Origin of the sequence: Acidicapsa acidisoli (assembly GCF_025685625.1) — a bacterium.
Taxonomy (GTDB): Bacteria; Acidobacteriota; Terriglobia; order Terriglobales; family Acidobacteriaceae; genus Acidicapsa; species Acidicapsa acidisoli.
On the sequence record NZ_JAGSYI010000003.1, the window covers coordinates 850,404 to 869,696 of the forward strand.

The window sequence follows — 19,293 nt, forward strand, 5'->3', positions numbered from 1 at the left end:
CCGATTCTATCTCGCCTGATTGGCGTGGCTGCGGAGATACGGCAGAGCTTGCGGTGGGTTTCGTGGCGCAACGAGAAGCCCGCTGCGCGGCAAATTGCGTTTGCGCGAGCGGGCTTTCCCTTGCAATGGAGCGAGTGTTGGTTTAGGTTGTGGGGCGCGGCTTCACGGCAATAAAGGTTGCCGGAACGGGCTGACCGACTGTGCAGGGGTTGGTTGTAACCGGGTTGCCCTCCGTGCAGGTCAGTCCGGGGTTAATCTGCTGGGTATCCAGCAAGGAGCCCACATTGATGTAGTGAACCAGATCGTCTCCTGCGGTCGAGATGAAGAACATCGTGTCGTCGAGGCTGAAGGCTCCGGTTAATGGCGCAGTCGCAGGAGTCGTGGTTCCGGAAGGCTCGACAAATGTGACTTGTCCGACCGTTCCCAGGGTTCCGTTGGTGGTGGGTTGATAGTACGGCAAGGTAGCCGCAGCCGTGGCGCCGGTGGTCGGGGTATACGTTACAAATGCCAGATTGGAAGCCGGGGAGGCCACGACCTGGTTGATCGCGGAGGCGGTGAAGCCCAGCGCGCCTGAAGGAGTCGTTAAGGCCTGGGTTACCGGCGAAGCGGTAATAGATGTGCTGCTGCCATTAGTGGCTCTCGGGCAGGCTCCGTTGAGCAGGCTGTTGGCGAAGTTTACGTTGATGTCAGACAGGGTCGGAGAGGTTCCCCCGTCCAAACCGACGCCGAGGATATGTCGCCCGTCCGTGGTGGCGGCCAGAACATCGGTCCACGGCAGTTGTCCTGCGGGGATCTCGGGATATGCCTGCTGAATTGTGTTGGTTGAGCTCAATTGTGGGCACCATCCGTAGGCGACCGTCGGATCACCGCTCAGGAACGAAGCAACCCCCGGAATTGCAACAGCGAGGCTGCTTGCGGGAGTCGTCTGAGGAACTGGTTCGCCGGTGGTGAGGGGATAGGTGGTCCACCCTGTATTGACGTTGTAGACGAAGAGAGTCGGAACCTTGGTGCCGCTGGCGTTGGTGATATAGCCCGTAATATAGAGCGTCTTGGAATCCGGGGTCCACTGAGCTGCTGTTCCGACGCCGCTGTAGGTCGAGTAGGTCGCAGCGCTCGGTGCATACACATAGAAGACCTGGCGGATCGGGTCGTTGATCAGGATGGTCTGGTTGTTGGGAGCGGCCGCGAGAACGACGCCCGGCACGTTCGGATCTTCCTTGGTCAGTGCGTTGCTCGCTGTAGCGTAGATCATGAGTTCGTGAGCGGTGCCGAAGTAGAGGTTCGTTCCCGTCTGGTCCATAACCATGGAGTTCGGGAAGTACGGCATTTTGACCGTTGAACCGAGTGTTCCGCTGACCAATTCGATTGGGACGAAGTTTTGCGAATATGGACTCGCAAGCCAGATGTAATCGCTGGCCTGGCCGGGCGTGTTGATCGTCACCGGATTACTGGTGATCGATGTGCCGGTCAGGTTAATACCCACCTTGTCGATAGGGGACGGATTGCAGGTGGTTGGCTGGCAGACTGCGTAAACCGAGGCTTCGCCCGCAAAATTGGCCGTGATGGCGCCGCCGGTACCCACGGTGATGTCGAGAGGATTGGTCGATTGATAATCGAGCGTCAGTCCCTGGATGGTGTTGCCGTTGGTATCGGTAATAGTGGTCACCAGGTTTTGCGTGACTCCCTGGGTGACGGTGCCGGTGGTGGCGCCGTTGAGCGTCACGTTGATATTAGCCGGCGGGCAGGTGGAGAAGTATCCGGCTGACGATCCGGAGCCCGCCACCGATGCGGTGATGTAGGTGGTGCCTGGGAGGACGGCGGTGATGACGCCGGTCTCATTGATGGTCGCGATCGTGGAATTCTGCGAGGTATAGCTCAGGTTACCGATCGCCGTCGAGCAGCTTGGAACAGAGGTAGAGTTTGGCGCGCACAAAAGAGTCTGTGTGCCATTCAATGTGTAATAGGCCTGAGAATCCAGTTGCGCGGTCTGGGTCTGTGACAGGCATCCATTGATCGTCTGCGTGGGGTTGCCTACCGGCTCCAGCACAAGAGAAACGGCTGTCACCTGAGGATGCGTGTATACCGTGACCTGATTCGATGTGATACCGGAGCCGGTTGCCGTTACGAATGCTGTACCGTAGGGCGATCCGCCGGTGGACGGAAGCGGGGACGGATAATTGCAGATCGTATAGTTGGGAATGCCGCCGCCGCTGTTCCGGTTCCAAGTGCCAGCGCAGAGGTTTCCCGAGGGCGAAACGTCCACGATCTGATTGTTCGTTGTGCCATAGGTGTAGGCGCTGACGCTCGCCGTGTTTCCTTTGCAGGTCTTGGCGGTCGGCGAGGCCAACTGCTGTGTTTGGCCGTAGGCCAGAGAGATTCCTGTCGTCTGGGGCTGAAGAGTGACGGTCGCCACCGAGGTCAGCTTCAGTCCATACCCTTCGCCATTGCAGTAATTTCCGGCGGGATTGCGCGTGCAACCGGAGATCGAAATGCCGGCCGGAATTGCCAGGCACAGCAGAAAAACAAGCGTCAGCAACCGCTGCATGAAACCTCCCCGTTCCACCTTCGAAGCAGCAGAACGGTCAATCACAACGTCTAGAATCCGAAAGGAATCCGAATGAAAAGTGTATCAGGACGCGGCTGCCCTTCGCTTGGGGAAGAAGCAGTCGCCTGGAACACATGCCTGATGGACGAATTGCAGGGCGAAACGAAAGCCGAGTGGGAACTATGGGTATCGGACGCTTCAGTTCTCCAGAGAAAGTAATTTCTGGCGATTGTGCGATGCCTGACATGGAACTCGTGAGACACCCCTTCCGCCGTTCCCTGCATCGCAGTATCCAGATTGGAGTATCAAATCGCAGTATCCAGGAGAGCACGATGACCAATCCCCTTGCACCAAATCCGGAGACGGGTATCGACAGCCCCGAAATCCACAAGCATCAGGTCCCAATCGTGAATATCGACGACACAGACCAGAAGACTTTGGAACATGAGCCGCCAGAGAAGATGGAAGAAGACCTTCTCATATTCGATGAAGCGGATGCGCTCTTCGGCAAACGTGGTGGGGTCAAAGATAGTCATCACCGGTATTGAACTGAACGAAAAGCCGCCGAATTCATTTCCTGCATCCCACCTGCCAGGAGAACAGGATGACCACGAATCTCTTCGCTCCCGATCCCCTCGATTCTCTGGCCTATATTGATGGCCCTCCGGTTCTTGAACCCGACTACAACGAGCCTGTCAAAGACCCGAGGAGCGACCCGGGGAGCGACCCGGACAGTGGAGAACTGCCGGAAGATGAACCGGAGGACGAAATGCCGGAGGAAGATCCTGACGACGAACCGCTCGCCGAGGAGGATGACGCAGTGCTCGGAGAGCCCATAGGAGAAAGGGATGTCGAGATGGATGACGAGATATTTCGTCAACGTCATGCCGACGCGGAAGCAGGTCTAGCACAATAGAATTGAAAGACCGTCTGCGCCGTCCATGGTGCGACAGGCGGCCTTTCCCCGACACTTACCTCCACCCGTGGGTTTTTCTCCATTCCTCATCGTTCAGCAACACAGCGGGCTACTCGCCTGCCGGCATGTACTTGGCGAACCAGTTGAGTGTTCTCACCAGGACATCGGTGCGATGGTCCGGATTCGCGAAGCCATGGCCCTCATTGGGATACACGACGAGTTGCGTCGGAACGTGCTCATCGCGCAAGGCATGCCAGAACTCGAAGGACTGGGGCGCGGGACATTCGCCGTCGCGGTCGCCGACCACGGCAAGCGTGGGGGTGCGCACCTTGTCGATGAAGTCGATTGCCGAGCTTTTGGCGTATACGGCTGGGTCTTTGTATACGGAGGCTCCAAAGTAGGGCGTCATCCATTGGTCGATTGAGTTTTCGCCGTAGTAGCTCTTCCAGTCGGAGATACCTGCCCCGGCAACCGCCGCTTTGAACCGCTGCGTCTGCGTTACTGCGAACATGGTCATAAATCCGCCATAGCTCCAGCCGGTGAGGCCTACGCGATGCGGATCGACTGCGGGAATCTTTGTTGTGACTGCATCGACGCCGGCGAGAATGTCGCGCAGGTCGCCGTAACCGAAGTCCTTACGGTTGGCGGCGGTGAAGGCCTCGCCCTGGCCGTAGCTGCCGCGCGGATTCGGCTCGAGCACAAAGTAGTCCATCGCCGAAAAAGCCGGTGCGCTCAGGCTGCCGCGCCCACCCCAGGACGATCCGGCCGCCGCCGCCGGTCCGCCGTGCACGAGCACGATCAGGCCGTATTTCTTTGCCGGATCGAAGTGCGCCGGATACAGGAGCCACCCCTGAACGTCGAATCCCTCATTCTTCCAAGTGAGCGATTCAGCTTTTCCCCAGGTTGGCTGGATTCCGTCGTTGACGTGGGTCAGTTGATGGAGTTCGGCGAGGGAGGTGGCCGCCTGGCCGGTCTTTGCGGCGTAGACCTCGGCAGGGTGATCAAGGGAGTTTGCCGTGAAGACGAAGGTCGAGCGGTCTTTGGTTGCGGAGAGGCTCATCATCATTCGCCCATCCCCGACCGACGCTGGAATGCTGAAGACCGGTTGGGACGCGATGGCTTCGCCGCCAGAGCCGGGAACCTGAAGCGAGACAAGCTGGCTGTTGCCTGCCGACTGTTCGCTGACAAACAACGAGGAGTCACCCCAGGCAATCCAGGCGGCGCTGGTCTTGCGGTCCGGCGTCAGATTTCTGGGCTCTCCACCATTGGAGGGGATCAGCCAGACATCGCCGCCGGTCGATCCTTGATCGCTCATGAGGCCGCCGATGAAGGCAATCGACTGCCCGTCGGGCGACCAGCGGGGAACGGCAATCTGCAGTCCGTGCAGCGCGCCAGTGGACTCGGAGGGAGCGAAGATTGACTTCGGCTCCGCGTCCAGAGCCTGGGTGTAGAGCTTAGCTACCCACCAATTGTTTTCGCCCGGCGGATCGGCCGCGACGTATGCGAGCGATTTTGAGTCCGGGGACCAGTCGAATTCATAGACATGCAGTTTCGCGGGGGTCGCGAAGGTGGGCGCGGCTGACTTGTGTTCGTTTGCATCCACGAGACCGACCCGCTGGATTTCTATGCCATCCTCGCCAATCACGCCTGCCCATGGCTTCATTGCAGCCAAGGCGCCTGCGGCACGGGTGGCTCCCTCGACGTAGAGGAATGCTATCCGGGAGCCATCCGGCGAAAACTCCGGATAGCCCACTTCGCCTTTGGCCTCGGTCAGGCGCTGAATCTCAATCTTTGGCTTGCCGCCGGTCAAATCTCCGCTGATTGCCGCCACGAAGACATCTTGCTGGCCGTCGCTCTGGCAATCGCTCAAGAAAGCCAGCCGCCGCGAATCCGCGGCCCAGGCAGGATCGGTGTCGCCGCATGGTGCACCCTCCTTCTTAGCGGCAGTAATCCGCGTGGTCCTAGCGGGGTCGCTGAATGGAGCAAGCACCAGTTCCGAGCCGGTTTTGCTGCGGCGAACGTATGCCAGCAGAGCGCCATCGGGCGAGATGGCCACGGGGCCGAGGCCATGGCTGCGGCCCAGACCTTTCAGAACTTCCTCGACCTGCGCCCTGGCTGCCCCATTCTGGGCCGGTAAGCGCAAGGGAAATCCTGCGGCAAGAATCGCAAACGAAGCAAAGGCGCACACCAAAGTACGCCGCGTGAAAGAGCGGTTCAGCATTCCAGACATAGCGAAATGCTAACAGCCGGCGTTGGGATTTTGTCTTATTGTCCCGAGGAGTTGATTTGCTCGGCCACTAAGCCGGTGGAGGACCTTGTTGGCGGTCTCTGGCTGAGGTCTGAGCTAGGGTCTGGTCGAGACTGTTCATGAATTCCTGTCTGCTGGGCTGAATTCCACCGGACAAGACCTGCTCCACCTGAGCGTCCCTCTTCCGTTCGTTCAATTCCAGGACGAAGCCCAGAATCACGCCTACGGAAACGAAGCCGCCGAGACACAAATAGAGCATCACTCCCCGCTGATCGCGGTCGACTTTGTCCCGAAATTCCATCAGGCTATTCGTTTTTGGGTCCTGCGGATCGAAATATACGATGGATTGAAATGCTGGCTGGCCGCTGCTATAGGCGGATCGCATTGCCTGCTCGATTGCATCCGGGGTGCAAACTCCACGCCCGTTATAGATCGAGCCATTGGCTATGAAAGAGTACGAACAGGCGGCGCCTCTTTGAGAGCGGGAGGAAACTCCCAGGGAGTTCTCCTCGATCGTTCCGTGGGCGACCGCTGTTTGCTCCCTATCCGCGACGGCTGAATCATTGTGGGATTGAACGACTCGCATGGCTCCGCGAGTAAGCGATAGAACCGCGCACAGAATCAATGCGGCGTTGGCGGCGTTTCGGCCTCGGCTCATACGTGCTCGCAATCTCAATGCAATGGATATTGGGACGAAGTATATAGAGAGTTGCGCAGTTCAATTCTGCAACTTTCCGGCCACCTCTTCGATTTCGCCGGCTGACTTCGGTGTGCGAGAAGATCAATTATCCGCGAGCGGCGTGATGAATCGCGAGCAGCGTTTCGAGAAGCGGCTTCAGTTTATTCAGATTCAGGGCGTTGGCGCCGTCTGACTTGGCGTTGGCCGGGTCGTCGTGGACTTCCAGAAAGAGGCCGTCCACGCCTGCGGCGACGGCTGCGCGCGCCAACAGAGGAATGAATTCCGGCTGACCGCCGCTAACTCCGCCTGCGGCTGAGGGCTGCTGGACCGAGTGTGTGCCGTCAAAGACGACTGGCGCGAAGCTTCGCAGGACCGGCAGGGAGCGGTAATCCACCACCAACGTGTTGTAGCCGAAGCTGGCGCCGCGCTCGGTCAGAAACACCCGCTCATTGCCGGTCGACCGCATCTTTTCCACCGGGTACTGCATATCCCAGGGCGCGACAAACTGGCCTTTTTTAATGTTGACGGCGCGGCCGGTTTTGCCTGCGGCGACCAGAAGATCGGTTTGGCGGCATAGAAAGGCTGGAATCTGGAGGACGTCGACGGCTTCTGCGGCGATTTCGCAGTGTCCTGGCTCGTGCACGTCTGTCAGTACCGGGAGACCGGTCGCTTTGGCCAGCGCGCCAAGAATCCGCGTGCCCTCTACGAGCCCCGGTCCACGGAAGCTCTTGACCGAGGTGCGATTGGCCTTGTCGTAGCTGGCTTTGAAGATGTATGGAATCCCGAGGTCGGAGGTGATCCGCTGGATCGCGTCCGCCATGGTACGCACATGGATTTCTGACTCAATCACGCAGGGGCCGGCGATGAGGAACAACTTCCCTGCCCCAACCTGCACCGGCCCGATTTCAAACGTATGGCTCACAGTAAAGATTGTATCGTTTTGACTTGTGAGCCTTTGGCAGGCTGCGGATCGCGCTCCGAAATTGCGACCTTAGCTGCTTCGCCGATCGTGTCGAAAGCTAGTTAGACCTGGCGTTGGCAGCCGCCATCGCCCTGCTCTCGGCACGAGCAGAACGCCATAGCTGATACTCCTCTTGCATGGAGAGCCCTGGCTTCCTGTAGGTGCGCAGAGCCTGACCTAGATATTTAAGCCATTCTTTCTCGTCGCTCGCATGATAGGTTTCCATGTCCATTGGCTTTGAATGGATTCCTACCTGGTGAACTTCAGACGGGTTGCGATTCAATCCCGCAGCGGAACTCGACTGTGAATTCGACGTGGCTTTTCTGGATACAAATAAATTCAAGATACCCATTCTCTTCTCCGGAAGCCAAGCATCTTACTCGATTGAGTTAGCAATCTGGCCGCTCCTCAATTGGTCTGGCTTGCGGTAAGGCTAACAGTGCAGGTGGGCTTTCGCCTTGACCCAGAGGTGGGATGGGTGCGGAACTATCGGATGATTACTACGTCCGGCGAGGAAACAAATGCTTGCCCAGCCGGACGTATTTTATGCGATCGCGGAGTTCCCTAGTGCCGCCGCGTGGGAGCGCTATTTCGTCTCTGAAACCAATGCCTCGGATGAGACTGATTTCCCCTGAGCGATCCGGTTCCGATAACTTGCCGCCACAAAGTCGCGGAAGAGCGGATGCGGCTCCAGCGGCTTGGACTTGAATTCTGGATGGAACTGGCAGCCAAGGAAAAAGGGATGATCGGGGATTTCGACGATCTCAACGTAGGTTGAATCAGGAGTCGTGCCCGTGAGGCGCAGGCCGCCGCCGGAGAGCAGGGCCTCGTATTCGCGGTTGAACTCATAACGGTGCCGATGGCGCTCGCTGATCTCAGTCGCGCTGTAGGCTTTGGATGCGAGCGAACCCGGTTCCAGTATGCAGTCCCACGCGCCGAGGCGCATCGTTCCGCCCATCTCTTCAACGCCGAGCAGTTCGCGCAGCTTGTAAATGACACGATGTTCGGCGGCTGGGTCGAATTCGCTGGAATTGGCGGCTTTGAGCCCGCAGACATTGCGCGCAAACTCGATGCACGCGGTCTGCATTCCGAGGCAGATGCCGAAGTACGGGACTTTGTTTTCGCGAGCGTAGCGGATGGCGTTCAGCATTCCCTCGATGCCTCGTTTGCCGAAGCCCCCGGGGACGAGGATTCCATCGAAACCGGCAAGCTGCTGCTCGTAGCTGCGGTCGCCGGGCTCTTTCGATTCAAGGCCCTCGGCTTCGATCCATGTGACCTGGAGTTTGAGATTGTGGGCAAGCGCGCCGTGCACGAGGGCTTCTTTCAGAGACTTGTAGCTGTCTTCGTATTCGACGTACTTGCCGACAATCGCGATCGAAACATTGTCCTTGGGGTTGTAGGCCCGGTCGACGATGTCCTTCCATTTGCTCAGGTCCGGCTCTCTGGCATCAAGGTGGAGATATTTCAGAGCCAGGGCATCGACGCCTTCCTGGGCGAAGACGAGCGGGCATTCGTAGATGGACTCCACGTCCTTGGCCGTGACCACGGCTCGCTCTTCGACGTTGCAGAAGGCGGCGATTTTGGACTTCATCTCCCGCGCGAGGTAGCGGTCAGTTCGGCAGAGGAGGATGTCGGCCTGGATGCCGATGGAGAGCAGTTCCTTGACTGAATGCTGGGTTGGCTTGGTCTTCAACTCCTGCGCGGCGGCGATCCACGGGACGAGTGTTACATGAACGAAGACGGTATTTTCGCGGCCCAGTTCCTGGCGCATCTGGCGGATGGCTTCGAGAAACGGCAGCGATTCGATATCGCCGACGGTGCCGCCGATTTCGACGATGACGACGTCCGCGCCATGCGAGGCGACCTTGCGCATGGCGTTTTTGATCTCGTTGGTAACGTGGGGGATGACCTGGACGGTCTTGCCGAGGTAGTCGCCGCGCCGCTCCTTGAGGATGATCTGTTCGTAGATGCGGCCTGTGGTCAGGTTGTTTTCGCGGCTAAGGTGAGCGTGAGTAAACCGTTCATAATGACCGAGATCCAGGTCGGTTTCCGCGCCGTCGTCGGTGACGAAGACTTCGCCGTGCTGGAAGGGCGACATGGTGCCGGGATCGACGTTCAGGTAGGGGTCAAACTTCATCAGGTTGACCTTCAAACCGCGGCTTTCGAGCAGGCAACCGATGGAGGCTGCGGCCAGCCCCTTGCCTAAACTGGACACGACTCCGCCCGTAACAAAGATGTACTTTGCCGACATGGGTGCGACCTCTTGATTGGAATGTTGGGATTGGACGTACCGGGTGGGCACAATCAAGTATGACAGATTGGCTATTTGAAATAAAGCCGGAAAATAGGCCAATGTCCGTCTGGCTTGGGGCTGCGGGCGGGACTAGACTTTTATTTGGGATAAAGTGCTGATTGCAAAGCGCGGGCATCCGTGGCGGCCCACCATGATCGAAAACATCACGATTCTGAAGACCGATATCACCACCCTGGCTGTGGACGCGATCGTCAACGCGGCCAACAGTTCCCTGCTTGGTGGGGGCGGCGTGGACGGAGCCATCCATCGAGCGGCAGGACCGGATTTGCTTCACGAGTGCAGGCTGCTCGGCGGCTGCAAGACGGGGCAGGCCAAGCTCACCAAAGGCTATCTCCTTCCCGCCAGATATGTGATCCACACGGTCGGTCCGGTTTGGCGAGGCGGAGACGATCGGGAGCCGGAGTTGCTGGCGAGCTGCTACAGGGCCTGTTTTGCAATCGCACGCGAGCGCGGCTTACGCAGTCTTGCGTTTCCGGCGATCAGTTGCGGGATTTACGGCTACCCGGTCGATCTGGCGACGGAGATCGCCGTGCGCGAGACGGTCGCTGAACTGAACGCGAATCGCGAAATCGAGCGCGTGATCTTTGCCTGTTTTGGCGACGTGGTCTACGAAACTTACCAGCGAATCGTGGGCCGCATGCTGTGATTGGATTATTGGGCGTGGTAGCTATCCTTGCCCCATGGAATCTCGACGGTAGCCGTGCATCCTTTCGTCGCTACTGAGACCTTCAAGATCCCGGCAGCTTTACTCACAACAAAGGGCAGATCGACGGCGGCTGCATGTCCGCGTGGGTTGGTGTGAAAGATGGAGGCGTGCGATTCGCCTTCCGAGATTTCCTGGAAGGGCACGTCGGCTTTCGGTGCGAGTCCGTCAACGTAGATGAGCACTGCTTCGGCGTCCGGCATTCCGAGTCTTGCTTCGAGACGGCAATTTCCGTCCTTGCTCTCGATTGGATAAGGGACTACGGTGCCGGGAACGAGCAGCTTTCCGTCAGCGGTTGTGAGCACATACCGGACTGGTTCGCCGCGCGCTGCTTCAAGGGAGAGTTCTATCTCGTCCTGGCTGTCGACCGCATCCTTGTCCTGCTGGTCTGGACGAGGCTTATGAAGCATCAGCAAACCTTTTGCATTGACGTAGACCTGATCGTAGATCGTCTGTACTTCCGACCCGATCTTCCAGCTTGACAGCGAATAGACCTGATCCGCTGGCGCACCGGGGGCAAAGGCCCGATAACGCGCGACGTGATGAACCAGGTTGTACGAGACAAAGGCATCTGTGTCGATCAAAGTGAAGCTCATGCGCAGACCGGATGGGTTTTGTGCACTGGGCACGGCATCGTCCCAGCCAACCTGAAGATTGAGCATGGTCAACTCTTCCGGAGGAAGGCTCCTGGCCGCAGACTGGGCCGCTGGCTGGGCGGCGGACTGGGCAGGAGACAAGATCTCGCCACTGCTAAAAACCGCTGCAAAGAGAAGCGACAAAAGAAAAATGCGGGCGGGAACCATAAAGGCAGTTTGCGCCTTCGGGTTCACGCCCGCAAGTGATGGTCCTGGTTAGTTGGCCCTGGTTAGTTGTCGTGACTAAAAGTGGAATCCGATCTCGGCCGTCAACGCGCGCGGAGTCAGGTAATGCGTACCGCTGAAGGTGGAGAGGAAGTTATACAGAGCGTATTTGTTAGAGATGTTGACCGCTGACAAGCGCAGGCTCCATTTGTCCTTATCGCCGTGGAAGAGGTTGTCCTCACCAATCGATGCGTCGAAGACATTACGGGGCGCGATGCGCTGCGGGTTCTTATCGTTGTCGCCCGTGTTTGGCGCAGGGATGCTGATCAGGCTCGAAGTGAACTGCGTGGCCGGGCAGACGTTTGGAAGCGCGAGGTACGGAGTGGCCTTTACGCCATTGCAGGCGAAGCCAGCCTCAAACTCCTGATCGGCGGTGAGCGGAATGCCCAACGCATTCACCATTTGGATACCAGGCTGGCCATCTTGCGTCGTAGTGGAAGAAAGTGCACAGGGGGTGTTTGGGTCGTTGGCTGCGGTTCCATAGCACGGAGCGCTACCGGCGACCAGACCGCTGTCATAGCGCCAGTTAAAGCTGATCCAGGGAGCGGCAGTGCGCCCGATGCTGAAGGGCAGCTGATATTGGACGTGAGTCGTTTCATTGTACTTTTCGTCGTGGTCAATACGGAATGGATATCCCGTCTGGCCCACCGTCGCGCCTGCGCCGGCTACCTGCGGCGGGAAGAACCGCGCCGCCACCGAAGACATGACGACAAAAGCCGTAAAGTTGTGGAAGTTGGGCACGTCGGCGCGAAGATCAAATCCCGGGATCTTCGAGTTGTGCCAGTCGATGGGGAAAGTAATCGGCGTGTTGCCGAGCACGCTGAAGTCGAATGCGTTGTGAGTGTACTTCCAGATGTAGTCCCCGCTGAGCACCAGGTTCTTGCCGAAGGCCTGTTGCAGACCGGCGTGGAACTCATTGCGGAATCCCGGTTGCAACGTACCGGTGCCACCTTGGCAGGCCAACAGCGGAGAGAGCACAGCATTCGAGCATCCCTGGCTGGAGAGCACCAGATTCTCATTGAAGGGAGACTCCAGCGTCCTTGCATACGAAACCCGCAACACACTGCTGGTGGGCTTAACCTTGTACGACATTCCGACTCGTGGCTCTGCCTGACGTGCGACAGCCAAACCGTTGTACAGATCGCCGCGGATACCGGCGTTGAAGAGCCAGTTGCCCAACTGAATCTGGTCCTGCGCGTAGAGTGCAATCTCCTTCACATCGGTGTGGCCGGCAAAGTTGTACAGCATTCCACCGCGTGTCAGATCGTACGGCGCCAGAACAGGAATATAGCTGGGATTCGGCGCGTTGTCTCCGCAGGTATCCGGACTGGCATAACCTGCAAGAGGATTGCCGTTTGCATCCACGCATGGAGCGTTGTAGAGAGGATTGACGACTCCCAGGGCGTCGTTCTCATTCAGAAAAGTCTGCGAGTAGTTCGCGCCGATCTTGACCGTGTTGATTCCCCGCGAATACGAAAGGTCTGTGTGCACGCCCGCGTTCGTCAACGTTCGATACTGGCCGATCGAGGATGTCTGCAAGTCGAGCGCGCCACGATCCGCGAGTGGATTGTTGCTCGGATAGTAGTTGTATGCATCTCTGCGCACGTACGGGCCAAAGTTGAAGACGGCGTAGTTGTTAATTACCCGCGTGTAGGTGGGAGCAATATCGAAGGTTCCGATCTGCGACCGCTGGTCGGTGTTGCCCACGCTGCCGATGACTGGATTGGCGCTCGTCCCATCCGCCATCGGATTGAGCACATTCTGAACATTGATGTTGTCGTAGCTATTCGGCGTCTGGAACCAGGACCGGCTGTAATTAAAGTTCAGATGGATTGAATCCTTCTGGTTAAAGTTCCAATCAATGCGGTCAAATGCGTTTTGTTCGTTGCCCTTGTCATGAAACACCTTGAACTCGGGGGGATCAAGGAATCGCCCCGTGTTCAGGCCATCGATTTCGATAAAATTGCCCCAGTTCTTGCCTCCGTAACCCAGGTCAATTCCACCGCTCGCCGACCCGAAAGACCCGTACGACGTGGTGACGCTACCTGTCGGCTTTGTCTCGCCCTGGCCCGAACGCGTTGTCACCTGGATAACAAGGCTGGTTTTGCCGCCAAACTCAGCGGGCGGCGCTCCCGAAATTACCTCGATCGACTGCACTGAGTTCGACGGAATCTGGTTGGAGAAGACTTTGCTCTGCTGATCGGTGATCGGCTGGCCATCGATCGAGAATGAATTGGAGGCATGATCGCCAAGCCCGTGGAAAAGGCCGTTGGAGTCAGCCGCAACGCCGGGAGACGAAAGCGTCACGAGAGAACTCAGAGAAGAGGACTGGCTTTCCAGTGGCAGTTTGTCAAAGAGTCCCCGATCCAGATCGGTATGAAAGGTCGCATCAGGCGAAAGAAGATCGCCGGCATCTACAGTCACGGAGGTCGTCGCCGTTCCGATCTTGAGTGAATCCGTGAGGCTCACGGCAACTGTCGAGCGCACATCCACATCGCGGGTGTACGCGTTGAACCCCGGAGCGGAAATGACCATGTGATAGGAGTCAAATGGGACGTTGGCGAATCTGTATACACCGGTCGTATCGGTAACGGCTTCCCTGTTGTAGCCGCTGACCGGATTCATCATGGAGACCTTTGCACCAGTCACCACAGCTCCAGTCCCATCGGTCACAGTTCCAGACACAGTTCCGGAACGGCCTCCGGACTGGGACAACAAAGGCAAAGCGGCGGCAAAAATAAGGAATAAGGCGAAGAGTCGAAATAGGGAGCCGCGAGTGTACGGCATAGGAATTACCTCCACATGAGTAGGAATGCGTCGTGCTGGTTTGTTTCCTGAATGGCTGCGGGCGTCTTGTTCTACCTGTACGACCCATCCTCAACCCCGATTCGCTGTACGCGTTTCAGATTGGCTGTGGTGGGTTTGGCCGGCGCCTTCTTCAGGAAACGCGATCGCCGCAGTTATAAGTTGCTAAAACTGCGTACGCGTCGTCCTGGCATCTTAGGCTTCCGTGGGAGGGGGGCGATTGAACAACGTGTAGTGCCATCGCCTAACGACTACGTGCTCTACCGGCACTGGAACCGGCGAAGAGCTTCGTACGAAAACAATGACGGCCGCAACGGCCACAACTGGCGCGGCCGAATGCATCACCACGCAGATTGGGCAACGATCGGCATCCGAGGTTGTGGGATGGAAGTGAGTCGCCTGAACAAAAGTCAGGAGGGTCAGCAGCACCAGGCAGATAAGAGAAGTTGCGCGCACAGTCCAGGGACTGCGATCGCCAGTTCTGCTCACTTGTCGCTCGACGCCGGTTTCCATTAGAGTGGGCCTACTCTACTAAGGATACACAGATTTGAGGCGCACGGAGTGGAATTGGCTGTACGAAAATGACCCGGTTTTGTCTAAATAAAATCGCAAAGACCAACTTAGCGCGGTTTCGTCTAAACTTGCGTTCAATGGTTCGCCCTATGCTTCGCGACTCCGGATCTCGCGTTTCAGGAACAACGTTCACGGGCGTGGTCGTGTCTTTTTGCCTTGGCGGAGTACTGTGCGGGACATTCCTGGCTGTGTTCGGCGGTTCGGCGGCGATGGCTCAGAGCAGTGACGCCAAGCAGAACAAGACGCCTCTTCCACTAAAGCCGGAGGTTCCGGGAGTGCAGGTCAACCACCGGCTCATTCTCAAGGATGGAACCTATCAGATCGTTCGCAAATACGAGGTAATCGGAGACCGCGTCCGGTATATCTCCGTCGAGCGCGGCGGAGACTGGGAGGAGCTTCCGAATGATCTCGTCGACTGGCCGGCCACGCACAAATGGGAACAGCAAGCCGAGCAGGCTGCGACTGAGGCCCAATCGCCTGCCATGGAGGAAGCCGCGGCGATTGACAAGGAAGAGGCTGCCGAGCGGCTGGCGCAGAAAGACCGCATGCCCGAGGTCGCGCGCGGCCTCACTCTGCCGGATCAGGACGGCGTCTTTATCCTCGACGAGTTCCAGGGCACTCCGCAATTGATTGAACTGGTTCCTTCCACCGGCGATTTGCAAATGGCCCGCCAGCACGGCATCCGGTCGGTTCTGCCGCTCCAGGGCCAAACCGCGCATGTCGAACTCGAAGGCCCGGCGGCAAAGGTACATCTGCACGTCAACGAACCGACTCTCTACTTGTCTCTGGATTCGCCGGACGACGCCCGGGTGGCGGGAGATCAGGTCACCGCACACTCGCTGACAGTCGATACACACGGCGCGTCGTCGGTGGCGCATCCCAAGCGCGGAGCAACCTCGGCCAAATCCGGCTTCGCCATCGTCCGCGTCGACATGCGCAAGTCCGTCCGCATTGTCGGTACGGTCCACGTCAGTCCAACTGGCGACGTCACCCAGGACGAGAACGTGATTCCTGCGACCGCCGAAGTCCTGCCCGGCAAACACTGGCTCAAACTCACGCCGAAAGAACCGTTGCTCATCGGCGAATACGCGCTGGTCGAGATACTCTCCTCGAAAGATATGAACGCCAGTGTGTGGGATTTTCAGGTCAATCCGCGCGCCGGGTTGAATGAATCCGCCATCGGGCCTATCGATGCGAAGTAACTGGGATTTCCGACTATCTATCCGCTGAATTCACTGAATCATGACGGTAAAGGTCAGTATTTGCGATGGGCCACCGGCAGAGTCTTTTGCTGACACAGTGATGGTTTGCGTGCCTGTAGGTGTGCCGGGAATCGTGGTCGGAGGCGGCGATGATGAACCGGAACCACACGCTGAGAACGAAATGAAGCAGCCGGCGATGAGCAGCAACATCGTCCCGCACATCATCCGACGGTGTATCGTCCAGATGCGTCTCGGAGAGAATGCAAGGCCGAGGATACCGGCGAGGGCAATGCCCTGCAGCGGTCCGGCGATTCTCCGCATCATGGAAGTTGAAGTTGTGGAGGCTGTCGTGGAAACTGTCAGCAGAGTCGCGGCTGTGGCTCCGCCAGTGGGAGTGGCAGAAACTGGCGCAAAGGTGCAGGAGGCTTTAGCCGGTAGTGTGCCGCATGAAAAGTCGACTGTTCCGCTGTAGCCGCCCGTGGGAGTAATGGTGATAGTGGTGGTTGCAGACTGCCCGTCCGTAATGGTGGCTGAAGTGGGCGAGGCTGATGCGGTGAAGCCTGGCGGAATGATTGTGACCGTAACCGGGCCTGAGGAACTGGCTGAGTTATTGGCGTCGCCCGAATAACTCGCGATTACGGGGTAACTTCCCGCAGTGGAAAACGAAGCGGAAAGCGTCGCGACTCCGTTGCTGAGGTTCGCGGTTCCGAGTGTGGTGCTTCCTGAAGCGAACGTGACAGTACCGGTCGGATTGTAGGCCATGACGGCCGCAGTTAATGTGAGCGATTGCCCCTCGTCGTCGGCGCTGGTTGGCGAGACCGTGAGATTAGTCGAGGAAGGCAGGAGAGTTGGGCCAGTGGGCGCTGAATTTGTCTGGTTAAGGAGGACTGTTGACCCCCCGTTTGTGAATGCCACAAAATCCAGTGCCGGGTCACCTGGCAGAACGGGCGCCTTGCTGTTAAATCGCCCCAGGGCCGCAGTCGTAAATTGAATGGAATCCGTGAGAAAGCCGATGTAGTAGGTATTGCTGTCAGCGGTAAAGTTACCCTTACCGTCTCCCAACAATACGAATACGCTCGAAGGCCCGACTCCGCCGTTGGAAATCACAGTCAAAAGATCCGGATGTCCATCCCCGTTGACGTCCCCGATAAGTACGGGATCGGCTCCGGATACAGGAATTGTGTAGAACGGGGTGGCCGAAAACGTCCCGTCCCCCTTCCCCGCATAGACGCCAGATGCGTCAACCAGGTCCGGGATCCCGTCGCCATTCAGGTCCCCAATAGCCAATACGGGGTTCGGCCCAATCGAGCTATTGAGTGGCACAACGTTAAATATCCCGTCGCCGTTACTCAGGTAGGCATTCCCATTCCAGACCAGGTCCGTTTTGCCGTCCATATTGAGATCCGCGGCATTGAGATCAGCGGCGTAAACCGGAGTTCCAGCTGTAACCGAGAATGCATTAACGGTGATGGGCGAACCAAACGTTCCGTCTCCGTTTCCGAGGAGGATAACGAGACCGTAACTGAGAGCTGCATCGACTTCAGCCGACCAGGAAAAGGCAAAATCGAGCTTTCCGTCTCCATTGAAATCGCCAGTGACCGCGTTTGAAACGAGAAACTCAACTTCCGAAGACCCTAGGTCAAATGCCGGTCCGGGCGGCTGAAACGTACCATTGCCGTTCCCTTGAAGGAAGTAGGCCAGTGCGCCTTCCAGAGGGGCCGGGTTGCTGTTGATTACCACAGCATCAATCTTCCCGTCCCCATTGAAATCTCCAGCCAACACGATATTCGCGCCGTTTGGGATCGCAGTTCCCGGTTCCAGAGCCAAGAACGTTCCATCGCCTCGGCTTATGGCCCCAATCAGGATGGTTCCATCGAACTCAAGTGGATCCGTATTGAGTTCAAGCACATCTGTGAGACCATCTCCGTTTAAGTCCGCTGTTACCGTAGAACCGCCAGGCAGAGTCGGAAGCGCGTTGAAAGTGCCATCTCCATTCCCGGTCACTATCGTCATGAAAGAAGAGCCTGCCATCCAATCGCCGCCGGAGAAGAGGAGATTCGTCTTACCGCCAGCGGCAGGAACAGGAGACACGGGGCCGCTTAGAGCGTAGGAGGGGCCGAAAGTGAAACCGCCGTTACCGTCTCCGAGCAGAATTGTGGCCTGATCGTTCGTTACCACCAGGTCGAGGTCATTACCACTGCCTGTTGCGCCGGCAAATGCAAGCCCTGTGCCACCAGCCCCGAAATCATACCAACTCAATGGAATGTTGGCGCCCAAATCAAATTGTCCACTCGAATTACCCAACAGAACCTGCACTGCCGCCGGACCGGGCGTTGTCGAAAACGCAGGCGAAGTCACGTACACCAGGTCGGTTATGCCGTCGTGATTCAAGTCGGCTGCGAGCATGGGAGAGCCAAAGCCAAGCGCTACCGGAGCACTAACCGCTACCGGGACTGCATTCTGGAGTGTTCCGTCTCCGTTGCCGATGTAGAGGAAAAATGAAGACAGCACAGGCTCCTCATCTACGGGATCTATGGAAATGAGGACGTCCTGCTTGCCGTCTCCATTGAAGTCTCCGATAACCACAGAATCGGTGACCAAAGGAGCACTATAGGTCGCTGGAGGCAGAAGCGCTCCACCACTCCCGCTGCCCTTGTTCAGGAAAACAGCAACCACGCTCTCCGTAGGTGAGGGTATCGGTCCCCCTATTAATTCGTTTGCGACAAGATCTGGGTATCCGTCTCCATTCAGATCCACCGGCTGCGCGATTTGGATTATTCCAATTGCTGCAGTAATCGTTGGGGCGCCAAAGCTGCCATCGCCCTTGCCGAGCATCACTGCTACGTTTCCGTTACATGCGAAAACGACATCGAGAATCTTGTCGTTATTCATGTCAACGGCATAGAGAGAGGCGACGGAAGTACAATTCAAGCCGTTAGTGGTAACAGTCTTTGGCGGGTTCCCATCCCCCTGATTCAGCAGAACCGTGATCCCTTGCACCAGGTTTGCCGTGCCAGTTGTCAGGGTCCCAAGATAGGCAATATCCGGTAACCCATCGCCGTTGAAATCTCCTGTCACAGTTTGCCGCGGCGCAACATTGGCGGGGAATGGCACCGTGGGTAAAACAGGAAATAACGGCTTTGAAGCTGCGGCAATGGCGACGGGAGTCAGCGAGAAGGCAACGAAGGAAAGAGTCAGGAGATACTCAAAGCCGATCAATGCTCTCAGTTTGGTCTTCATATAAAGGCGCACTCCTATCGACGCCCGTTACATTAGCCCGTGCCGGAGTATAGCATTGGTTTTGGATAGGGAAACATAAATCGCAAATTTAGCTCAGATAACATATATCTGCTTCTTATGATTCAAGGATTACTTTGACTCGTGGCCTGGTCAAATATCCGACGTATAAAAAGTACTCGATAGGCTTCGACTTCGGTTATAAATTCGCCCGTGATGTCGTGGTATCAATCCCATAACCAAATCCGTG

The 19,293-nt window shown here is 57.5% G+C and carries 14 protein-coding genes; 4 read left to right on the forward strand and 10 right to left on the reverse strand.

The window, feature by feature from the left end; genetic code table 11:
- Nucleotides 1-142: 142 nt before the first annotated feature.
- Nucleotides 143-2,545 (reverse strand): hypothetical protein, encoded by a 2,403-nt coding sequence (locus OHL23_RS21390; protein ID WP_263353998.1) that lies wholly within the window; start codon nucleotides 2,543-2,545, stop codon nucleotides 143-145.
- Between the two features lie 332 nt (nucleotides 2,546-2,877).
- Here OHL23_RS21390 and OHL23_RS21395 point away from each other — a divergent pair, with 332 nt between their 5' ends.
- Nucleotides 2,878-3,093 (forward strand): hypothetical protein, encoded by a 216-nt coding sequence (locus OHL23_RS21395; protein ID WP_263353999.1) that lies wholly within the window; start codon nucleotides 2,878-2,880, stop codon nucleotides 3,091-3,093.
- Between the two features lie 56 nt (nucleotides 3,094-3,149).
- On the forward strand, nucleotides 3,150-3,461 hold the full coding sequence (locus OHL23_RS21400) for a hypothetical protein (RefSeq protein ID WP_263354000.1): 312 nt from the start codon (nucleotides 3,150-3,152) through the stop codon (nucleotides 3,459-3,461).
- Nucleotides 3,462-3,570: 109 nt separating this feature from the next.
- On the opposite strand, the gene OHL23_RS21405 is transcribed toward OHL23_RS21400, so the two are convergent.
- The 5 genes from OHL23_RS21405 to OHL23_RS21425 form a co-directional block, all read right to left on the reverse strand.
- Nucleotides 3,571-5,604, reverse strand: a complete 2,034-nt coding sequence (locus OHL23_RS21405) for a S9 family peptidase (RefSeq protein ID WP_263354001.1) — start codon at nucleotides 5,602-5,604, stop codon at nucleotides 3,571-3,573.
- Between the two features lie 154 nt (nucleotides 5,605-5,758).
- A complete protein-coding gene (locus tag OHL23_RS21410) occupies nucleotides 5,759-6,367 on the reverse strand; it encodes a hypothetical protein (protein WP_263354002.1) in 609 nt (202 codons plus the stop codon).
- A gap of 127 nt (nucleotides 6,368-6,494) precedes the next feature.
- Nucleotides 6,495-7,310, reverse strand: a complete 816-nt coding sequence (gene kdsA, locus OHL23_RS21415) for a 3-deoxy-8-phosphooctulonate synthase (protein WP_263354003.1) — start codon at nucleotides 7,308-7,310, stop codon at nucleotides 6,495-6,497.
- A 97-nt stretch (nucleotides 7,311-7,407) separates the two neighbouring features.
- Entirely contained in the window at nucleotides 7,408-7,701 is a 294-nt protein-coding gene (locus tag OHL23_RS21420; protein WP_263354004.1) for a hypothetical protein, read from the reverse strand.
- 234 nt (nucleotides 7,702-7,935) lie between these two features.
- A complete protein-coding gene (locus OHL23_RS21425; RefSeq protein ID WP_263354005.1) occupies nucleotides 7,936-9,600 on the reverse strand; it encodes a CTP synthase in 1,665 nt (554 codons plus the stop codon).
- 193 nt (nucleotides 9,601-9,793) lie between these two features.
- On the opposite strand from OHL23_RS21425, the gene OHL23_RS21430 reads away from it, so the two are divergent.
- Entirely contained in the window at nucleotides 9,794-10,309 is a 516-nt protein-coding gene (locus OHL23_RS21430) for an O-acetyl-ADP-ribose deacetylase (protein WP_263354006.1), read from the forward strand.
- 5 nt (nucleotides 10,310-10,314) lie between these two features.
- Here OHL23_RS21430 and OHL23_RS21435 read toward each other — a convergent pair whose 3' ends face one another.
- The 3 genes from OHL23_RS21435 to OHL23_RS21445 all read right to left on the reverse strand — a co-directional run bounded on the left by OHL23_RS21435 (nucleotide 10,315) and on the right by OHL23_RS21445 (nucleotide 14,520).
- Nucleotides 10,315-11,103: a hypothetical protein gene (locus OHL23_RS21435; protein WP_263354007.1), complete on the reverse strand. Its 789-nt coding sequence runs from the start codon at nucleotides 11,101-11,103 to the stop codon at nucleotides 10,315-10,317.
- A gap of 141 nt (nucleotides 11,104-11,244) precedes the next feature.
- The gene (locus OHL23_RS21440; RefSeq protein WP_263354008.1) at nucleotides 11,245-14,013 is read right to left on the reverse strand and encodes a TonB-dependent receptor; all 2,769 of its coding nucleotides are present in this window, start codon (nucleotides 14,011-14,013) and stop codon (nucleotides 11,245-11,247) included.
- A 213-nt stretch (nucleotides 14,014-14,226) separates the two neighbouring features.
- Nucleotides 14,227-14,520 carry a hypothetical protein gene (locus tag OHL23_RS21445; RefSeq protein ID WP_263354009.1) on the reverse strand — a complete coding sequence of 98 codons (294 nt, stop codon included), beginning with the start codon at nucleotides 14,518-14,520 and terminating at the stop codon, nucleotides 14,227-14,229.
- Nucleotides 14,521-14,747: 227 nt separating this feature from the next.
- On the opposite strand from OHL23_RS21445, the gene OHL23_RS21450 reads away from it, so the two are divergent.
- Nucleotides 14,748-15,806: a hypothetical protein gene (locus tag OHL23_RS21450; protein ID WP_263354010.1), complete on the forward strand. Its 1,059-nt coding sequence runs from the start codon at nucleotides 14,748-14,750 to the stop codon at nucleotides 15,804-15,806.
- A gap of 30 nt (nucleotides 15,807-15,836) precedes the next feature.
- On the opposite strand, the gene OHL23_RS21455 is transcribed toward OHL23_RS21450, so the two are convergent.
- On the reverse strand, nucleotides 15,837-19,046 hold the full coding sequence (locus tag OHL23_RS21455; protein ID WP_263354011.1) for an FG-GAP-like repeat-containing protein: 3,210 nt from the start codon (nucleotides 19,044-19,046) through the stop codon (nucleotides 15,837-15,839).
- Nucleotides 19,047-19,293 lie beyond the last annotated feature (247 nt).